The 18,776-nt window shown below is 42.7% G+C and carries 15 protein-coding genes, 1 other RNA gene and 1 other annotated feature; of the genes, 1 reads left to right on the forward strand and 15 read right to left on the reverse strand.

The window, feature by feature from the left end:
- Positions 1 to 96 precede the first annotated feature (96 nt).
- From BLP92_RS04460 to BLP92_RS04505, 10 genes are all read right to left on the reverse strand, one after another.
- On the reverse strand, positions 97 to 399 hold the full coding sequence (locus BLP92_RS04460; protein WP_090840944.1) for a DUF1292 domain-containing protein: 303 nt from the start codon (positions 397 to 399) through the stop codon (positions 97 to 99).
- Positions 400 to 423: 24 nt separating this feature from the next.
- The gene (gene ruvX / locus BLP92_RS04465; RefSeq protein ID WP_090840946.1) at positions 424 to 837 is read right to left on the reverse strand and encodes a Holliday junction resolvase RuvX; all 414 of its coding nucleotides are present in this window, start codon (positions 835 to 837) and stop codon (positions 424 to 426) included.
- A complete protein-coding gene (locus BLP92_RS04470) occupies positions 834 to 1,109 on the reverse strand; it encodes an IreB family regulatory phosphoprotein (protein ID WP_090840948.1) in 276 nt (91 codons plus the stop codon). The genes ruvX and BLP92_RS04470 overlap by 4 nt, the downstream gene beginning before the upstream one ends.
- An 86-nt stretch (positions 1,110 to 1,195) precedes the next feature.
- A complete protein-coding gene (gene alaS, locus BLP92_RS04475) occupies positions 1,196 to 3,826 on the reverse strand; it encodes an alanine--tRNA ligase (protein ID WP_090840950.1) in 2,631 nt (876 codons plus the stop codon).
- 512 nt (positions 3,827 to 4,338) lie between these two features.
- Positions 4,339 to 6,603 (reverse strand): SF1B family DNA helicase RecD2, encoded by a 2,265-nt coding sequence (gene recD2 / locus BLP92_RS04480; RefSeq protein WP_090840952.1) that lies wholly within the window; start codon positions 6,601 to 6,603, stop codon positions 4,339 to 4,341.
- Between the two features lie 18 nt (positions 6,604 to 6,621).
- Positions 6,622 to 7,293 (reverse strand): tetratricopeptide repeat protein, encoded by a 672-nt coding sequence (locus BLP92_RS04485; protein ID WP_090840954.1) that lies wholly within the window; start codon positions 7,291 to 7,293, stop codon positions 6,622 to 6,624.
- Between the two features lie 74 nt (positions 7,294 to 7,367).
- The gene (gene mnmA / locus BLP92_RS04490) at positions 7,368 to 8,465 is read right to left on the reverse strand and encodes a tRNA 2-thiouridine(34) synthase MnmA (protein ID WP_090840956.1); all 1,098 of its coding nucleotides are present in this window, start codon (positions 8,463 to 8,465) and stop codon (positions 7,368 to 7,370) included.
- 21 nt (positions 8,466 to 8,486) lie between these two features.
- Complete coding sequence (locus BLP92_RS04495) at positions 8,487 to 9,626, reverse strand: cysteine desulfurase family protein (protein ID WP_090840958.1); 1,140 nt, start codon at positions 9,624 to 9,626, stop codon at positions 8,487 to 8,489.
- Positions 9,627 to 9,645: 19 nt separating this feature from the next.
- Positions 9,646 to 10,065: a cysteine metabolism transcriptional regulator CymR gene (cymR, locus tag BLP92_RS04500; protein ID WP_090840960.1), complete on the reverse strand. Its 420-nt coding sequence runs from the start codon at positions 10,063 to 10,065 to the stop codon at positions 9,646 to 9,648.
- Complete coding sequence (locus BLP92_RS04505) at positions 10,049 to 10,699, reverse strand: YczE/YyaS/YitT family protein (protein WP_090840962.1); 651 nt, start codon at positions 10,697 to 10,699, stop codon at positions 10,049 to 10,051. The genes cymR and BLP92_RS04505 overlap by 17 nt, the downstream gene beginning before the upstream one ends.
- 159 nt (positions 10,700 to 10,858) lie before the next feature.
- Between BLP92_RS04505 and BLP92_RS04510 the strand changes: the two genes are divergently transcribed.
- Positions 10,859 to 12,187, forward strand: coding sequence for an AAA family ATPase (locus BLP92_RS04510; protein WP_090840964.1), 1,329 nt, complete (start codon positions 10,859 to 10,861; stop codon positions 12,185 to 12,187).
- A 63-nt stretch (positions 12,188 to 12,250) separates the two neighbouring features.
- Here BLP92_RS04510 and ssrS read toward each other — a convergent pair.
- From ssrS to BLP92_RS04535, 5 genes are all read right to left on the reverse strand, one after another.
- Positions 12,251 to 12,432: non-coding RNA, 6S RNA (ssrS, locus tag BLP92_RS04515), on the reverse strand.
- Between the two features lie 161 nt (positions 12,433 to 12,593).
- Positions 12,594 to 14,387 (reverse strand): aspartate--tRNA ligase, encoded by a 1,794-nt coding sequence (gene aspS, locus BLP92_RS04520; protein WP_090840966.1) that lies wholly within the window; start codon positions 14,385 to 14,387, stop codon positions 12,594 to 12,596.
- A complete protein-coding gene (gene hisS / locus BLP92_RS04525) occupies positions 14,387 to 15,673 on the reverse strand; it encodes a histidine--tRNA ligase (RefSeq protein ID WP_090840968.1) in 1,287 nt (428 codons plus the stop codon). The genes aspS and hisS overlap by 1 nt, the downstream gene beginning before the upstream one ends.
- Before the next feature lie 60 nt (positions 15,674 to 15,733).
- Positions 15,734 to 15,960 (reverse strand) — a binding site (T-box leader).
- Positions 15,961 to 16,009: 49 nt separating this feature from the next.
- Positions 16,010 to 16,453: a D-aminoacyl-tRNA deacylase gene (dtd, locus tag BLP92_RS04530; protein WP_090840970.1), complete on the reverse strand. Its 444-nt coding sequence runs from the start codon at positions 16,451 to 16,453 to the stop codon at positions 16,010 to 16,012.
- Between the two features lie 17 nt (positions 16,454 to 16,470).
- Positions 16,471 to 18,651: a RelA/SpoT family protein gene (locus BLP92_RS04535; protein WP_090840972.1), complete on the reverse strand. Its 2,181-nt coding sequence runs from the start codon at positions 18,649 to 18,651 to the stop codon at positions 16,471 to 16,473.
- Between the last annotated feature and the right edge of the window lie 125 nt (positions 18,652 to 18,776).

Raw genomic sequence — 18,776 nt, forward strand, 5'->3', positions numbered from 1 at the left:
GGAAAAATTGATCAGTAGTGCAATCCTTCTGCCCTGGCTTTTTTGGAAATCTGTATACATAGAAAATCCGCCGGTTAGACTTACCGGCGGAAAATTTTATTCATCATCTTCAGTAAACGTATTTAATAGTTCTTCCACCATATCCCATTCTTCTTCAGTTTCAATCGGGAATAGGGAAAGATCTTCTCCTTCTTCATCTTCGTAGCGGAAAGCATGCACTTCCACTTCGTCTTCTTCATCTTCACTTGATCCTTCTGGAGCAAGAACCATGTAAGAATTTCCTGTACTGTCTACATCAAATGTAAATAAGATTTCAAATAAATGCTCATCTCCGTTTTCATCAGGAATGACAATTTTATTATCATCACCTTCTGGATGGTTAATTTTCATTTCAGACATGTAACTGCACCTCCTCTGTCAATTTTATTTGCTGTCAAGATAGCCCTGCAGAATCATTACTGCAGCCATTTTATCAATTACTTTTTTCCGCTTCTTACGACTTACATCTGCATCTACAAGCATTCTTTCTGCTGCCATTGTCGTAAGCCGCTCATCCCACATTTTCACTTCAAGTGCTGTGCGCTCACGGAGCTGCTGCGCAAAGTCCTGGCATAATTCTGCACTGGGACCTATTGTTCCATTCATGTTTTTAGGAAGTCCAACTACGATGGTACTGATCTCATGCTCCTTAATCAGCTGCTTTATTGCTTCAATATCCTCTTCTTCTTTTCCATCCTCACGGCGGAGCGTGGTGAGTCCCTGAGCGGTCCAGCCGAAAGCATCGCTGACAGCCACACCGATAGTTTTAGTTCCTACATCCAGTCCTAATGTTTTCATTGATCTTTTTTATCTTCTTTCGCCAGATAAGAACGGACTAGTTCCTCAATGATTTCATCTCTTTCCATCTTTCTAATAAGAGTTCTGGCGTCATTGTGTCTTGGAATGTACGCAGGGTCTCCTGATAATAAATACCCCACGATTTGATTAATAGGATTGTACCCCTTTTCTTCAAGGGATGAATAAACGTTCATGAGTACGTCTTTTACATGCTGATCCATAGAATCATCTTCATTGAAACTGAATTTCATTGTTTTGTCCATTGAACTCATATCTCTCCCGCCTTTCTTATAATTTTAAGAAAAGGTACACTATATCTATTTTAGTATGAGTACTCGCAGTTGTATATGAAAAACAATTACTTTTTCACAAGATCTTCAACTTTTGCGAGTGCCTCTTCTACTTTTGAAGCATCTTTTGCACCTGCCTGTGCCATATCAGGACGGCCGCCTCCGCCTCCGCCGCAGATAGCAGCTACTTCTTTAACAATTTTTCCAGCATGATAGCCTTCATCGATTAAATCTTTTGACACGCTTGCTACAATACTCACTTTTTCTCCGGTCACAGAAGCTAAAACCAGGATACCGGATCCAAGCTTTTCTTTTAAACTGTCCGCCAGTCCTCTTAAAGCGTTCATATCTGAGGCGTTTACCTGTTTTGTTAATACTTTAACTCCATCGATTTCCTGTGTTTCATCTAACAAACTGCCGGCCTGCATCTGGCTTAATTTTGCAGTAAGCGATTCATTTTCTTTTTCTTTTTCTCTCAATTGCTTCTGCAGCTGCTGCACACGGCCAGGAACTTCTTCCAAGCCTGTTTTCAGGCTTTCAGCTGTTTTTTTAAGCTTCTCTACCTGACTGTTCATAAATTCGTAGGCGTTTTTACCAGTGACTGCTTCAATCCGTCGAACTCCTGCACCAATGCGTCCTTCAGATACGATTTTAAAGAGGCCTATTTCCGCTGTGCTGCTTACGTGGCATCCCCCGCAAAGTTCCAGACTGTAATCACTCATTCGGACAACTCTTACGCTGCTTCCATATTTTTCACCAAACAGCGCCATCGCACCCATCTGCTTTGCTTCTTCAAGGCTTGTTTCCATAATTTCCACTGGTACTGCATTCCAGATTTTTTCGTTTACGATTGCTTCAATTGCTTCAATTTCTTTTTCTGAAACAGGTCCAAAATGTGAAAAATCAAATCGGAGCCGGGTTGGTTCCACCAGTGATCCTGCCTGATTCACATGGTCGCCCAGGATATCTTTCAGTGCCTGATGCATTAAATGAGTGGCAGAGTGATTTTTAATGATTGCTTTTCTTGTATTTTCCGCAACTTCTGCAGATACTTCTGCATTTATTTTTACTGTTCCATTTGTTACTTCAGCTTCATGGAGATGCTGTCCGTTTGGTGCTTTTTTAACATTGATAACATTTAAAGTAACATCTTTATTTTCGATTGTGCCAATATCCGCTATCTGTCCGCCGCTTTCTGCATAAAAAGGAGTTTCTTCAAGGACAATCTGAACTTTGTCTCCTTTAGTGGCAAAATCATTCAGCTGCTTACCTTTAATAATAGCTGATACCCGAGTCGTCGTCTGTAATTTGGTATATCCCACAAATGCAGAAGGTGTAGTAAGTCCTCCGAGTACTTCATCTTGCTGCTGCATAGAGCCGGAGTCCTGTCTTGCAGCTCTTGCACGCTGCCGCTGTTTCTGCATTTCTGTTTCGAAGCCTTCACGGTCTGTTTCCAAACCTGCCTCTTCCACGTATTCTTCTGTTAAGTCTACAGGAAAGCCATAGGTATCATAAAGTTTAAATACGTCAGTACCCTGGATTTTTGTTTCTCCCTGTTGTTTTGCTTCTTCAATAATTTTTTGAAGCATATTTAACCCATCATGCAAAGTTTCGTGAAATCTTTCTTCTTCATTCTTCATTACTTTCTGCACAAATTCTGACTTCTCTTTTACTTCAGGATAAAAGTCTACCATAATATCACTTACCACCGGAACAAGACGGTACATGAACGGCTCATCAATACCGAGTACTTTCGCATAGCGCACTGCACGGCGAAGCAGTCTCCGCAGCACGTAGCCTCTTCCTTCATTGGAAGGAAGTGCTCCGTCAGTAACTGCAAAACTTACTGTCCGCACATGATCTGCTATCACCTTAAAAGCTGTGTCCAGTTCTGGAGATACTCCGTACTCTTTCCCGGAGATAGAAGCGGTTTCCTTAATAATCGGCAGGAATAAGTCAGTATCAAAATTAGTAGGAGCATCCTGAATAACAGAAACCATTCTTTCAAGCCCCATACCTGTATCTATATTCTTCTTTGGAAGCGGAGTGTAACTTCCGTCAGGATTATGGTTGAACTGTGAAAATACTAAATTCCATATTTCCAGATGGCGCTCATTTTCACCCCCGGGGTACATTTCAGGATCATTCTCATCTTCACCGTATTCCGGCCCCCGGTCATAAAATATCTCGGTATTTGGACCACATGGCCCTTCACCTATATCCCAGAAATTTTCCTCCAGACGGATAATCCGCTCTTCCGGCAGACCAATTTCTTCATGCCAGATTCGAAAAGCTTCCTCATCCTCTGGATAAATGGTTACTGCTAGTTTATCTGGATCGAAACCAATCCATTTTTTATCCGTTAAAAATTCCCATCCCCAGTGAATAGCTTCTTTTTTAAAATATTCACCAATAGAAAAGTTCCCGAGCATTTCAAAAAAAGTATGATGCCTGGCAGTCTTTCCTACATTTTCAATATCGTTTGTGCGTATAGATTTTTGGGCGTTCACGATCCTCGGATTCTCTGGGATCACACGACCATCAAAGTATTTCTTCAACGTTGCCACCCCGCTGTTAATCCAGAGCAGCGATGGATCTTCGTGAGGTACTAGTGAAGCACTCGGTTCTACTGTATGGCCCTTTTCCTTAAAAAAATCTAAATACATTTGCCGCACTTCTGCTGATGTTAAATATTTCATTATATTTTCCTCCTTAGATTTTCTAATCAAGTGAATGGCTTCTCCCCATCATTTCCAAACCGCTTTTGTTACTGACACTTCTGCGGTAAAAAATAAATACTTAATAAAAAAATCTCCTCCCACAGCAACGATTGCTAGGGACGAGATAAATTCACGCGGTACCACCCTGGTTACAGACGCTTGTCTGCCACTTCAGTTGACGAATTAACGGTCGCCTGCCGGCAGGTGTTACCCTGCACTCCAGAGCAGCAGTTTTTCACTCTTCTTTTAAGACTCCTTTCAGCCGGGGGAATCTCTCTCTGCAAAAGGGCTGTGAAAACTTTTCTCCTTCAACATGTTTACTATATCCGTTTCATATTATAGAAAAAATTTATACTTTGTGTCAAACCAAATTTAAAAATATTTTATCAAAATCATATTTAACGAAAGAAGTATTACTTTCGAACATCTTACGAAACGTTATCGAAGCAGCTTGATAGAGCGGCAGCTTTAAGATCTCGGTCTTTTACCTGCTATTCATCCCCATCTTTTTGCATTAATTTATCTACAAGTGAAGTATTTCTAATCAGTTCACGGTCGGTTTCCACCGCAAACTGCAGCGCTTTCCAATCGCCGCATAACAGAAGATACTGCTTTGCCCTGGTAATGCCTGTATAGATAAGTTTTCGCCGCAGCATCCGGTAATAGCTTTTTACTACCGGCATAATAACAATCGGGAATTCACTTCCCTGCGATTTATGAATAGAGCAGCAGTAAGCATGTGTGATCTGTGTCAGATCCTGCTTTGAATAAATAACTTCAATTCCATCATAAGATACGACGATCTGCATTTTTTTATCTGCGGTCTCTTTTTCAGTAAGTATGGCAGCAATTTCACCGCGGTCCCCATTAAATACATTTTCTTCCGGATTATTCACAAGCTGGAGTACCACGTCTCCCGTTCTGTACACCACATCGCCAAAAGCCACTTCTTTCATGCGTTCCTTTTTTGGATTAAAGAGCTCCTGCAGCAGCTTATTCAGATTATCAATACCTGCCACCCCTCTGTACATCGGTGCAAGCACCTGTATGTCCCGGGCAGTGTAGCCTTTCGAGATTGCGCCTCTGCAGATTTTTTCTACCGCTTCCGGAACGCTTTCCGACTCACATGGAAAGAAGCGCAGATCATCACTTGATTTATCAATATTTTCCGGTAAAGTCCCGTTTTTTATTTCATGAGAAAATGTAATTATTTTTGAATCTTCCGACTGTCTGTAAATATCAGTTAATCTTACCGTAGGAATTTGTTCTGCTTTTAAAAGATCCGTCAGAATCTGACCGGGACCCACAGAAGGAAGCTGATCCTCATCCCCGACGATTACCACCTGCATTCCATCGGGTACTGCCCGGAATAATTGGTTTGCAAGCCAAGTGTCCACCATGGACATTTCATCCAGAATGAGAAGCTGGCCTTCCAGTGGGGTTTCCTCGTCTTTTTCAAAACCTTCCCCCTCCATCCCCTTATAACCAAGAAGCCGGTGTATTGTGGACGCCGGCAGGCCGGTGGACTCTTTCATCCGCTTCGCAGCGCGTCCCGTAGGAGCTGCAAGCAGAAAGGGGAAAGGATCTTTAGTGCCTGTGTAATCGTCTTTATTTACAGAAAGACCTTTTAAAGAAGCATATACTTCAATTACTCCCTGGATTACAGTCGTTTTCCCTGTCCCCGGCCCTCCGGTAAGCATCATTATAGGGGAAGTAACAGCTGTTTCAATCGCTGTTTTCTGTGTAGGAGCATATGTTACTTTAAATCTGTCCTCGACCTCCCCAATCGATTTTAACAGTTCAGATTCAGGAAATTCATCCAGTTCTTCCTGGTCCATCAATCTTCGGACGTTGGTCGCAATTCCTTTCTCTGCAAAATACAGGGAAGGTATATATAACGCCTTTTCTACATCGATAATTTTTTCTTCCTCTGTCTGCATTAAAATGACTTCTGCTACTTTCAATCTGTCAATTTTTTCACCATTTCCATGTTCCAGCAGTTCAATTGCATTCGTAATTACCTGATCGCTCTCCACGTACACGTGACCTTCATTCAAACACTGTTCCTGCAGCGTAAACATAACTGCTGCTTTTATACGGTCCGGGTGGTCTCCGGTCACTCCCTGTTTTCTTCCGATCTGGTCGGCTTTAATAAACCCAACGCCTTCCACATCTTCAACCATTTTGTACGGGTTTCTTTCGATAATATGGAGCGCTTCTGTCTGATAGGTCTGATAAATTTTTATAGCAAGTCTCAGTCCAAATCCATATTCATATAATTTCATTAAGACTTCTTCGATTCCCTGATCTTCCATCAGCTGCTCGTGGATAATATCAGCTTTTTCAGGATCGAGCTTTGGTACTTCTGTCAGTCTGCTTGGATGAGATAAAATAATAGATATTGCATCAGTACCGAATGTATCCACGATATTCTCCGCAGTTTTACGGCCGATACCCGGAAACCGATCGCTGGAAAAATAAAGAATCAGCCCCTGCTTAGTATCAGGCAGCTCCTTTTTATATGTATCAAATTTAAACTGCCTGCCAAATCTGGGGTGATCTTTCATCGAGCCATGAAAAGTATAGAGCGTATCACGCTCCGGTTTAGCCATTAACCCCACTACTACAGTTTCTTTTTCAGTAACCTCTTCAGAAGCACTGGTGATTTTAAGCTTTGCTACAGTATAGAGAGAATCCTCCTGATGGTAAATCAGGTGGAGAAGTTCTCCTTTAATATGCGGCTGCTGATCCTCCACCTGTCTTCACCTCCATTCTTATTCTTCCAGTTCTCCATTAATCGCTTTTTCCATCTGGTTTTTCCCATTCGCACTGAGTGCATGATCGGGCTGAATTTCCAGTGCTTTATTAAACATACTTAATGCCGTTTCTGCGTCATCCTGATACGCATAGCCAACACCCATATTAAAATAGCAGTCTGCGTGCTCCGGCTCCAGTTCTATTGTTTTTTGAAACTGTTTCATTGCCTCATCAATTTCTTCTGCCTGGGCGAGTGCCAGTCCAAAATGGAAGTGCGCGTCTACATCTTCATCATTCATTTCCACTGCGCGGGATAAATGAGGAATTGCCCGCAGAAAATCTCCTCCCTGAAAGAAACTCATTCCAAGCATGTAATATACATCTGCCTGCATTAATCCCTGGTGAATCGCTTCCTGGTAAGCATCAATCGCTTGCTTAAAATCTTCTTTGTTATAAAATATGTTTCCCAGACCATAGTATGCCGTCCCGGAAGTTTCTTCCAGTTCAATTGCTTTTTCATAGAAAACAACAGCGCGGTCCTCTTCGTTCACCGCAGCAAGCAGATTCCCGAAATTAGTAAAGGCGACAGGATCCTCTGGATTTTCTTCTATTGCTTCATTCAGCAGTTTTGCCGCTTCTTCAATGTTCCCTTCCTGCATTTCTGTTACAGCTTGTGTGTTTTTGTCCATATTATACACTCTCCTTTAGATTGAGCAAAGAAAGCCATGCCTTAAAATAATTCAGGCACAGCTTCTTTTGTTTATTATACTGCCGCAGCTTTTTTGACCTGATCAATCGTTCCTCCGCCAAGGCACTCTCTTTCGTGATAGAATACCACATACTGTCCGGGCGTCACTGCTCTTTCTGGATCTTCGAAAGAAACCTCTAAAGATCCATCTTTCTGCGGTATTACTGTCACAGGATGATCTTCCTGGCGGTATCGGAATTTTGCAGTGCAGGTAAAAGCTTCTTCCGGTGCTTTCCCGGAAATCCAGTTTACATCTACTGCAGTTAAAGCTTCAGAATACAATTGCGGGTGATGAAAGCCCTGTCCGACAATTAAAACGTTACGATCCAGATCTTTATCTACCACAAACCATGGTTCACCGGAACCGCCGATACCAAGCCCCTGTCTCTGACCAAGCGTGTAATACATCAGCCCATCATGGGTTCCTTTTATTTCTCCATCCATTGTTTCCATATTTCCTTTTTGCGCCGGGAGATACTGAGAAAGAAATTCTTTGAAGTTTCTTTCGCCGATAAAACAAATCCCTGTAGAATCTTTTTTATCTGCTGTCGCAAGTGCCGCTTCTTTTGCAATTTCACGCACACGGGGTTTTTCAATATCACCAAGCGGAAACATTACTTTCTGCAGCTGCTCCTGGCTCAGTGCATTAAGAAAGTAGGTTTGATCTTTATTCTGATCCAGGCCTCTTAATAATTTTACTTGGCCGTTCTCCCTCGATACTTGTGCATAATGGCCGGTAGCCACATAATCTGCCCCAAGCGCAAGTGCGTGATCAAGGAAAGCTTTAAATTTAATTTCTTTGTTGCACATTACATCCGGATTGGGGGTTCTCCCTGCCTTGTACTCTTCCAGAAAATACGTGAATACTTTATCCCAGTACTCTTTTTCAAAATTCACAGCAAAGTAAGGAATGCCAATCTGGTTGCATACACGGATGACATCATTATAATCTTCCGTTGCTGTACACATACCGGAATCATCTGTATCATCCCAGTTTTTCATAAAAATGCCGATTACTTCATACCCCTGCTCTTTCAGCAAGTGGGCCGTAACAGAGGAATCGACTCCGCCTGACATACCGACAACGACTCTTGTATTTGCGTTATCTGCCAACGCAGACACCTCCAATTTAAATTATATTTTCATTCGTTTTAATACTTTATTTAACACCTGTGCCGTTTTCTCCACTTGGCCGCTTGTATTTCCATAGCCAAAACTGAACCTGACTGCTGATTTACTTCGTTCATTTTCCCCATGCATACTTAAAAGAACATGAGATGGTTCCACTGACCCTGCAGTACAGGCAGAACCGCTTGATACAGCAATTCCTTCCAGATCGAGGTTCATCAGCAGCTGTTCTACGTTTGCCCCCGGGAAGCTTAAATTCAAGACATTCGGCAGCATATATGGGGCATCACCATTAATAACATATTTTACATCCGCTTCAAATAGCTTTTCCAGCAAAAGATTACGAAATGACAAGTAATCTTCATTTCTCGCCTCTCGATGCTCAAGAGATATCTCCAGGGCTCTGTACATCCCTATAACTCCAGCAGTGTTTTCCGTGCCGGCTCTTCTTTTTCGTTCCTGCTCTCCTCCAAAAAGGATAGGAGAAAGCTCAATACCCTGCTTTACATATAAGAAACCGACACCATTCGGTCCATTGAATTTGTGGGCAGAAGCAGCAAGCATATCAATATGCATCTCTTCCACATTTATCAAATGCTTTCCCAGGGCCTGCACAGCATCCGTATGAAAGACTGCGGAATGACTTTTTAAAAGTGCGCCAATTTCTTTTATTGGCTGAAGAATGCCAGTCTCATTATTTGCAGTCATAATCGATACGAGAATCGTATTATCTTTTAACTCTGCTTCCAGCCCTTTTAACGAAATACGCCCATACTCATCCACCGGCAGATAAGTTACTTCGAACCCTTCAGTTTCCAGCAGCTTACAAGCGTTGAGCACCCCGTGATGCTCAGTGGAAGCAGTAATAATATGATTTCCTTTTTGCCGGTTTGCCCGGGCATAACCGATAATGGCAAGATTATCTGCTTCAGTTCCGCCACCGGTAAAAACAATTTCATTATAAGACGCACCGATAAAAGCAGCGATTTTTTCCCGCGCTTCATCCAACCCTGCTCTCGCTTGCCTGCCAAAGTGATGAATGCTCGAAGGATTGCCGAAAAAATCAGTTAAATAAGGAATCATTGCTTCTGCAGCGTGAGGGTGTACTGGGGACGTGGCTGCATGGTCCAGATATATTCTTTCCAAGTTGACTTCCACCTTTCACCTAAATATAAAACATATAATTGTCCTGATTTCCCTCATCTTTATACTCTGCTAAGTATTCAAGCGTAGTGGAATCCAAAACTTCTTTTACCGCATCACGTATTTTTATCCAGAGATCTCTTTTCGCAGGCTCTTCATCCTCAATAATTTCTACAGGAGTGATCGGCCCTTCGAGTACGCGGATAATATCCCCGGCAGTTATAGTGTCAGCAGGTTTTGCAAGCATATAGCCGCCATAAGCACCGCGCACACTTTTTACGAGCATTGCGTTTCGAAGCGGTGCAATCAGCTGCTCCAGATAATGTTCTGAAAGTGAATGCTCTTTTGCAATTGATTTTAAAGAAACTGGTCCGTCTCCAGATTTTTTCGCAAGTGCTATCATTATAGTAAGTCCATATCGTCCTTTAGTTGATATTTTCAACCTGCATCCCTCTTTCCGTTAGTCGATCCATCCAATAATTGCATATATTTAATGAATAGCCGGTTACGTGTCCAATAGTTAAACTGAATAGGATTGTTCCAAAAAACACCGGTCCTCCGAGCATCCAGCCGCATGCTAATACAAGGATTTCCATTATTACACGCACGCGTGCTACCGAAGCTCCAGTTCTGGCGGAAAGAGCCAGCATAATGCTGTCTCTTGGTCCTGCACCACATCTTGGAGCAATGTAGACTCCGATTCCAAAGCCCATAACTAAAATTCCTGTAACAAGCATAAGCAGCTGTCCTCCCCACGCGGAAGGGGTACCGATTAGAAACAAAAAAATATCGACAAATAAGCCGACCAGCAGCATGTTCGCATAGGCTCCAGGCTGCGGAAACTTTTTTGTCAACGTTGTCGAAAGTGCTAATAATAAAAAGCCCATAATTACTGTCCAGCTTCCTACCGTTAAGCCGAGCTGCTGTGTTAAACCAATATGCAGTACATCCCAGGGAGCACTTCCTAATTCTGCACGTATCATCAAAGCAATCCCTAAACTCATTATTAATAAACCGATCGTAAAAATTGTCCATCGAATTAGAGGACTGTTTAAATTTAAATGTAATGGTTTCACTAACAAGTCCTCCTAATTTAACTGTCTCTCCGCTATTATAGCATGAAATATCTTTCTGAAACAAAGTTCGAAAGTCAGTAACCCTTTGCATTCTAACGAGGTTCCGCTAAAATTGCAATTAGGTTGCACCGGTGAATTAAGTTTTCCAGGAGGTATTACATGGATTTATTCGAAAATCAATCTTCAAATACTAATAAAGGCCCGCTTGCAGCAAGAATGAGGCCGAGAACTTTGTCTGAAGTAAGAGGTCAGGATCATATTATTGGTGAAAATACTTTGTTAAGAAGAGCTGTAGAAGCAGACCGTCTTTCTGCAATGATATTTTTTGGCCCCCCCGGAACAGGAAAAACAACACTGGCCAGAGTAATTGCAGAAGCTTCTACTGCTTTTTTTGAGCAGCTCAATGCAGTAACGGCTGGAGTAAAAGATGTGAAGGAAGTGGTGGCAAAGGCAAAAGACCGCCTGCGTTTTGATGAAAGAAAAACAGTTTTATTTATTGACGAAATCCACAGGTTCAATAAAAGTCAGCAGGATGCACTCCTGCCGCATGTAGAAGATGGGACCGTTATTTTAATCGGAGCGACCACAGAAAACCCTATGTTTGAGGTGAATCCTGCACTTCTGTCCCGCTCCCGCCTGTTTCAGCTGGAAAAGCTTACTGATGAAGATATGGAAAAGGTGATTTACGAAGCTGTGCACGATAGTGAAAGAGGATTTGGGAATTATGAAATTCAAATTGACCAGCAGGCTTTAAATCATATTATTAATATCGCTCAGGGTGACGCAAGAACTGCTTTAAACGCACTGGAGCTTGCAGTTCTTACTACAAATCCGAATAGTGAGGGGATTATTCAAATAGACCTTACTACCGCAGAGCAGTCCATTCAGCAGCGGATGGTGAGATATGATAAAGATGGAGATAATCATTATGATACTATTTCAGCTTTTATTAAAAGCATCCGCGGTTCAGATCCGGATGCGACTATGTATTGGCTCGCGAAGATGATTTATGCCGGGGAGGATGCGAGGTTCATTGCCAGAAGAATTTATGTGCATGCCGCAGAAGATGTCGGCCTTGCCGATCCGAACGCACTGCTTATTGCGGAAGCTGCTTTTCACGCAGTGGAGTTTCTCGGCATGCCTGAAGCACGTATCCCCTTAGCAGAAGCAGCACTTTATTTAGCTACCGCTCCGAAAAGCAACGCGGTAATTACAAGTATAGACAGCGCTCTGAATACTGTTAAAAAAGAAAAAACAGGAGAAGTCCCTATGCATTTAAGAGATGCTCACTATAAGGGAGCCAGTAAGCTTGGACATGGAGAGGGCTATCTGTATCCTCACAATTATGAGAATCATTATGCTGTACAGCAGTACCTGCCTGATCATTTGAAGCATAAGACGTTTTATCACCCATCTACGAACGGCTATGAAAAAACGGTACAGCGCAGACTGGATTACTTTGCAGAAAGAAAAAGAAAAGGAAAATAAAAAAAGCTGATTTACTAAAGAAAATTCTTTAGTAAATCAGCTTTAAAGTTTTATAGTGAGTATAAGAGTCCCATAATGCCGTTATGTTCACTTGCTTTGAACCTGCCCAGGCAGGTGGGTGCTCTGCCCACAAGTCCGGAAGTCCTCTGACAAGCGAGGCGTGTCCATTCCAATGGAACGAATAAGCTCCCTACGTGAAAATGTTGGCTCAAAACCGTCGTTTAACACGTACACCGCAGGACCCTTATAAAAGATAACGTTTATTTCATCTTCATCTTACCTCATGAATTTAATAATTGCAAGATGAATTTTCTAAATAATTAGTTAACTCTGATGTTCTGCTGGTAAATCCCGGCACAGAATTTTTTTTAAGCTCCACTGCTGCCTTTCCGACAGCATACTGATCTTACTTTTCTTTTGTTTCTTCTTTTTTCTTTTCCTGCACGTTCAAATGAAGCTCATCAAGCTTTGACTGCTCTACACTGCTTGGTGCATTTGTCAGCAGACAGCTGGCGCTTGCTGTTTTAGGGAAAGCAATTGTGTCTCTCAGATTCGTGCGGTCTGCAAGAATCATCACGAGCCGGTCCAGTCCCAGCGCAATTCCTCCATGCGGCGGTGTACCGTATTCGAATGCATCCAGGAGAAATCCAAACTGCTCTTTCGCTTCTTCTTCTGAAAAACCAAGTGCTGTAAACATTTTTTCCTGAAGTCCACGTTCATAAATACGCTGAGACCCACCACCGAGTTCGTAGCCATTTAATACAAGGTCATAAGCTTCTGCTCTTACTTTTTCAGGATTCGTCGTCAGCAGCTCTTCATCTTCCGCTACAGGGCGTGTAAATGGGTGATGTTCAGCTACATAGCGCTTTTCGTCTTCATCGTAGGACAGGAGTGGAAACTCTGTCACCCAAAGGAAGTCAAACGTATTCGAAGGAATCAGGTTTCTTTCCTTGGCAAATTTCGTCCGCAGTGCTCCCAGCACATCCCATGCCACCCGGATTTTATCAGCTGCAAAGAACAACACATCTCCTTCTTCAGCTTCAAACACCTCTATTAACTGTTTCTGTTCCTCTTCGTTAAAGAATTTGGCGATCGGTCCTTTCACTTCACTTTCAGAAGAAACCTTCAGCCATGCCAGCCCTTTTGCACCGTAAATTTCTGCAAATCCACTTAGTTCATCGAGGTCTTTACGGGAATACTCGGGAGCAATTCCTTTCACACAGATGCCTTTTACGACACCGCCATTTTCTACTGTAGAAGAAAACACTTTAAATCCGCTTTCCTTCACCTGTTCAGAAATATCCACAAGTTCCATACCGAACCTTGTATCTGGCTTATCTGATCCATACCTGTTCATTGCTTCCTGGTAGGTTAACCTTTTGAAGGCAGTTTCCACGTCTTCTCCGCGCAGGTCTTTTACGAGGCGCTGCATCATTTTTTCCATCATGGAAATTAATTGTTCTTTCCCCATAAAAGAAGCTTCAATGTCGACCTGAGTGAATTCAGGCTGCCGGTCTGCCCGCAGATCTTCATCACGGAAACACCTTGCAATCTGGAAGTATCTTTCGAATCCAGCAACCATTAATAGCTGCTTAAACAGCTGGGGTGACTGAGGAAGCGCATAGAAGTCACCGTGATGCACACGGGAGGGAACTAAATAATCACGGGCACCTTCCGGCGTGCTTTTTGTAAGCATCGGTGTTTCAATCTCCATGAATTTTTCTTCATCCAGAATATCTCTGATCATCTTCGTAGTGCGGTACCGCAGCTTCATGGTGTCCTGCATCATTGGACGTCTCAGATCAAGATACCGGTATTTCAGACGTACATCTTCGTTTAATTCAGCTTCATCTTCAATAACAAACGGAAGACCTTTTGCTGCATTCAGTACACGGACGTCTTCAATGATTATCTCAATTCTGCCTGTATCTATCTTAGGGTTTACGGTGCTTTCTTCCCGCTGCACTACTTCCCCTTCGACTTCCAGCACATATTCACTTCTTACTGATTCTGCTACAGCCAAAGCTTCCGGCTGTTTTTCGCCATTAAACACAATCTGTACTTGCCCTGCGGCATCACGCAGATCAATGAAAATGACCTGGCCTAAATCACGGCGTTTTTTCACCCATCCCAGCAGAATGACTTTTTCTCCCACCTGTTGTTCTGTTAATTCTCCACATGTATGTGTACGCTGTTTCACTATGCTTCATCCTTTCTTTGCAGCAGTGCAGCAAGTTCCGCTTCCAGTTCACCTAGTTGCAGAAGCTTCTGTTCTCCTGTTGCCATCTCTTTTACATTTATTTTTCCTTCTGCAAGCTCGTCATCTCCTAATATCAGGACTGCATGTGCCTGCTGGCGGTTCGCTGTTTTCATCTGTGCTTTCATTTTCTTGCCCATATAATCAGCATCCACGGAAAATCCTTGTTTTCTCAGCTGGTAAAGCAGTTCAGGAGCTTTATTTTTTGCCTTGTCTCCCAGGGTGACTAAGTAAACGTCCAGCTGGGAATCTTGGATTAAATCTACGCCCTGTACTTCCAGCGCCATTAACAAACGCTCAATACTGAGTGCAAAACCAATGCCCGGGGTTTCAGGTCCTCCGATATCTTCCACAAGGCCATTATATCTTCCACCGCCCGCCAACGTAGTAATCGCTCCAAACCCTTCTCCATCAAGCATAATCTCAAATGCAGTATTATTATAATAGTCCAGGCCACGCACAAGTGTCGGATCCACTACAAACGGAATTTTCATCGCGGATAAAAATTCCTGTACCTGCTTAAAATACTTTGTGGAATCCTCATTTAAATAATCAAGAATTGCCGGTGCACTGCCCATAAGTTCGTGATCTCTGTCTACTTTACAATCCAAAATACGCAATGGATTTTTTGTAAGCCTCGCCTGACAGTCGGCACAGAACTCATTAATTCTCGGTTCAAAATGCTGAATCAGCGCCTGCTTATGCGCTTCCCGGCTTTCTTTATCGCCGAGACTGTTAATGACAAGCTTTAAATCTTTTAACCCAAGTTCCTGATAAAGTTCCATCGCCAAGGCGATAACTTCAGCATCTACCGCCGGATCTGCACTTCCCAGTGCCTCTACTCCAAATTGAACAAACTGGCGCATCCGTCCTGACTGCGGACGTTCGTAGCGGAACATCGGTCCTGTATAATAAAGTTTTACCGGCTGGTTCACCCATCCATGCATTTTTTCTCCTACATAAGAGCGTACCACTGGTGCAGTTCCTTCCGGACGCAGCGTAAGACTTCGATCTCCACGATCTTTGAACTCATACATTTCCTTCTGCACGATATCTGTAGTGTCACCTACTCCACGCGCAAATAACTCTGTCTGTTCAAAAATTGGAGTGCGTATCTCTTTGTAATTGTAGCGTCTGCATAAATCATGCGCAGTCTGCTCGACTATCTGCCACTTTTCGGATTCGCCAGGAAGTATATCCTGAGTCCCCCGTGGAATTGTAAATGACATGATCAAATCCTCCTGTTTCACTTAATTTTTGACATAAAAAAAACTCCCCTCCCTGACATAGTCAGGGACGAGAGGAATAAACCCGTGGTACCACCCTAGTTGAAGCAGTTCTGCTTCCACTTATATCAGTTAACGCCTGATTCACGGCCTCATCTACTTATATTTCAAAGAGGCACCTATGGAGTGTTCCTTCGTAAAGTTCTGTACAAAAGTGCTTCCAGCCAAAGGCACTTTCTCTCTGTTCGACAAGAAAACTCTTTACTACTTTTCTCCGTCCTTGGTGATGCGATATTGTCTTATAATACGAATTGTTTGCATGTATGTCAAGTCGATAAATTATTTACTTTCAACAATGAGGGTTACTGGTCCATCATTTGTAAATGATACATCCATCATTTCACCAAATTCTCCTGTTTCAACATGCAGATCATGCTTCTCACGCAGGTATTCATTAAAATAATCAAAGATTTCCGCTGCATGATCCGGCTTGGCGGCAGCCATGAAGTTAGGCCGGCGCCCTTTCCGGCAGTCACCGTATAATGTAAATTGAGATACCGATAAAATCTGGCCATTTGTTTCTTTAATGGAAAGGTTTAATTTATCGTCTTCATCTTCAAATATACGAAGTCCGGCTATCTTGTCGGCAAGATACTCAGCATCTTCCCTGCTGTCCTCATGTGTTACACCAACGAGCAGCATCAGTCCATGCTGAATTTGCCCGACTGTTTTTTCATTTACTGTAACTTTTCCTTCTTTTGAACGCTGTACAACCACCCTCATGACTGCTTACCTTCCTTCTAATGCATAATTCTCCGCACGGAATATATGTCCGAAATCTGCTTAATACGGTCAACTACACGCTGCAGATGTGCGGTGTTCTGAATAGAAATTGTCATATCTATCCGTGCCATTTTATTTTTATCCGCTTTCCCTGAAACAGCCTGTATATTAGTTTTTGTCTCCGCTACAGCCTGAAGTACATCATTTAGTAAAGATCTTCGGTCATAACCCGATATTTCAATATCCACATCATAATTTTTCGACTGCTGCGGCCGCTCTTCCCACTCTACAGGAAGGATCCTTGAATTTTCTTCATCCTGAACATTCGGACAGTCGCTCCTATGAATGGAAACTCCTCTGCCCTTAGTAATATAGCCGACAATTTCATCTCCGGGAACCGGATTACAGCAGCGGGAAAGACGAATCATCAGGTTATCCACCCCGCGCACTTTTACACCAGTCTGATCTGATTTTGCGGGAGTTTTCGTCTGCTGCTTTAACTCTCCCACCGCTTCTGTAAGCGTCTGTCCTTCAGGGGCTTCCTCCTGCTTTCTCAGATTATCTGTCAGCCGGGTTACTACCTGTGCTGCTGTGATACCATGATATCCTACTGCAGCATACATATCTTCTTCGGTAGTAAAGCTGAATTTATCCATTACCCGCTGAATATTATCTTTCGTCAGCGCCTGTTTCGGAGTAAATCCTTTGTTTTCTATTTCTTTCTCGATCATGTCCCGGCCTTTATCCACATTTTCTTCCCGGCGTTCTTTTTTAAACCACTGACGGATTTTATTTTTCGCATGGGAACTCTGCGTAATTTTTATCCAGTCCTGGCTGGGACCGTAAGAATGCTTGGAAGTAAGTATTTCCACGATATCACCGGTTTTCAGCTGATGATCGAGCGGTACCATTTTTCCATTTACTTTCGCGCCAATACAGCGGTTTCCCACTTCTGTATGGATTCTAAAGGCAAAATCAAGCGGCACAGAGCCTTTCGGCAGTTCCATCACATCACCTTTTGGAGAAAATACGAATACCATGTCAGAAAATAAATCTATTTTCAAAGATTCCATAAATTCCTGTGCATCATTTGTATTGTTCTGCCATTCAAGAATTTCACGGAACCATGACATTTTTGTTTCAAGAGACTCGGCATCAGAAACAGTTTTTCCTTCTTTATACGCCCAATGGGCAGCCACACCGAATTCTGCGACTTTATGCATATCCTCTGAACGTATCTGCACTTCCAGCGGATCACCTTTCGGCCCGATAACTGTTGTATGAAGAGACTGGTACATATTCGCTTTCGGCATCGCAATATAATCTTTAAACCTTCCCGGCATCGGTTTCCACTGCGTGTGGATCGTACCAAGGACTGCATAACAGTCTTTAATACTTTTTACAACGATCCGGATTGCGAGCAGATCATAAATTTCATTAAATTGCTTGTTCTGCAGTACCATCTTTCTATAAATACTATAAATATGCTTTGCTCTTCCATGAATATCTGCTTCAATATCCATTCCGCCCAACCGTTCTTTTAACAGGGACTGCACTTCTTCAATATAGCTCTCTCTCTCCACACGCTTCTTTTTCATCAAATTTACAATACGGTAGTACTGCTGCGGATTCAAATAGCGCAGGGAAGTGTCTTCAAGCTCCCATTTTATTTTGGATATACCTAAGCGGTGAGCGAGCGGCGCAAAAATCTCCAGTGTTTCATTTGAGATTCTCCGCTGTTTTTCCGGAGGAAGATGTTTTAATGTCCGCATATTATGAAGACGGTCTGCGAGTTTAATTAAAATGACCCGAATATCCTTTGCCATGGCGACAAACATTTTCCGGTGATTTTCTGCCTGCTGCTCTTCTTTTGACTTGTATTTTATTTTACCAAGCTTGGTGACACCATCTACAAGCATGGCTACCTGTTCTCCGAACTTTTCTTCCAGTTCATCCAGACCTATATCTGTATCCTCCACTACGTCATGAAGGAAGGCGGCAGCAATCGTATCTGGATCCATGCCAAGTTCCACAAGGATCCCTGCTACCTGTACTGGATGCCAAATATACGGTTCACCTGAACGCCGATACTGCTCCCTGTGAGCATACTTCGCCATTTCATAAGCTTCCCGTAAAAAAGCGACATCTTTTTCGGGAAGATATTCACTCGCTTTTTCAAGCACTTGTTCACTAGTCATGTAATCACCTTACATTTTCTTTAAGTCTCTATCGCCACAAAGTAAAGACAGAGCGGGAGTTTATGTCATAATATTGCAAAATTACACTAATTATGTCGAATACATTACTTTTATATTAGCATACT

Origin of the sequence: Alkalicoccus daliensis, from assembly GCF_900103955.1 — a bacterium.
Taxonomy (GTDB): Bacteria; Bacillota; Bacilli; order Bacillales; family Salisediminibacteriaceae; genus Alkalicoccus; species Alkalicoccus daliensis.

Bases quoted from the DNA above. Each gene is read 5' to 3' on its own strand.
- BLP92_RS04510 (WP_090840964.1), top strand. From the start codon at position 10,859: ATGGATTTATTCGAAAATCAATCTTCAAATACTAATAAAGGCCCGCTT.
- hisS (WP_090840968.1), bottom strand. From the start codon at position 15,673: ATGTCATTTACAATTCCACGGGGGACTCAGGATATACTTCCTGGCGAA.
- BLP92_RS04470 (WP_090840948.1), bottom strand. From the start codon at position 1,109: ATGAGTTCAATGGACAAAACAATGAAATTCAGTTTCAATGAAGATGAT.
- dtd (WP_090840970.1), bottom strand. From the start codon at position 16,453: ATGAGGGTGGTTGTACAGCGTTCAAAAGAAGGAAAAGTTACAGTAAAT.
- alaS (WP_090840950.1), bottom strand. From the start codon at position 3,826: ATGAAATATTTAACATCAGCAGAAGTGCGGCAAATGTATTTAGATTTT.
- BLP92_RS04535 (WP_090840972.1), bottom strand. From the start codon at position 18,651: ATGACTAGTGAACAAGTGCTTGAAAAAGCGAGTGAATATCTTCCCGAA.
- BLP92_RS04460 (WP_090840944.1), bottom strand. From the start codon at position 399: ATGTCTGAAATGAAAATTAACCATCCAGAAGGTGATGATAATAAAATT.
- ruvX (WP_090840946.1), bottom strand. From the start codon at position 837: ATGAAAACATTAGGACTGGATGTAGGAACTAAAACTATCGGTGTGGCT.
- BLP92_RS04485 (WP_090840954.1), bottom strand. From the start codon at position 7,293: ATGGACAAAAACACACAAGCTGTAACAGAAATGCAGGAAGGGAACATT.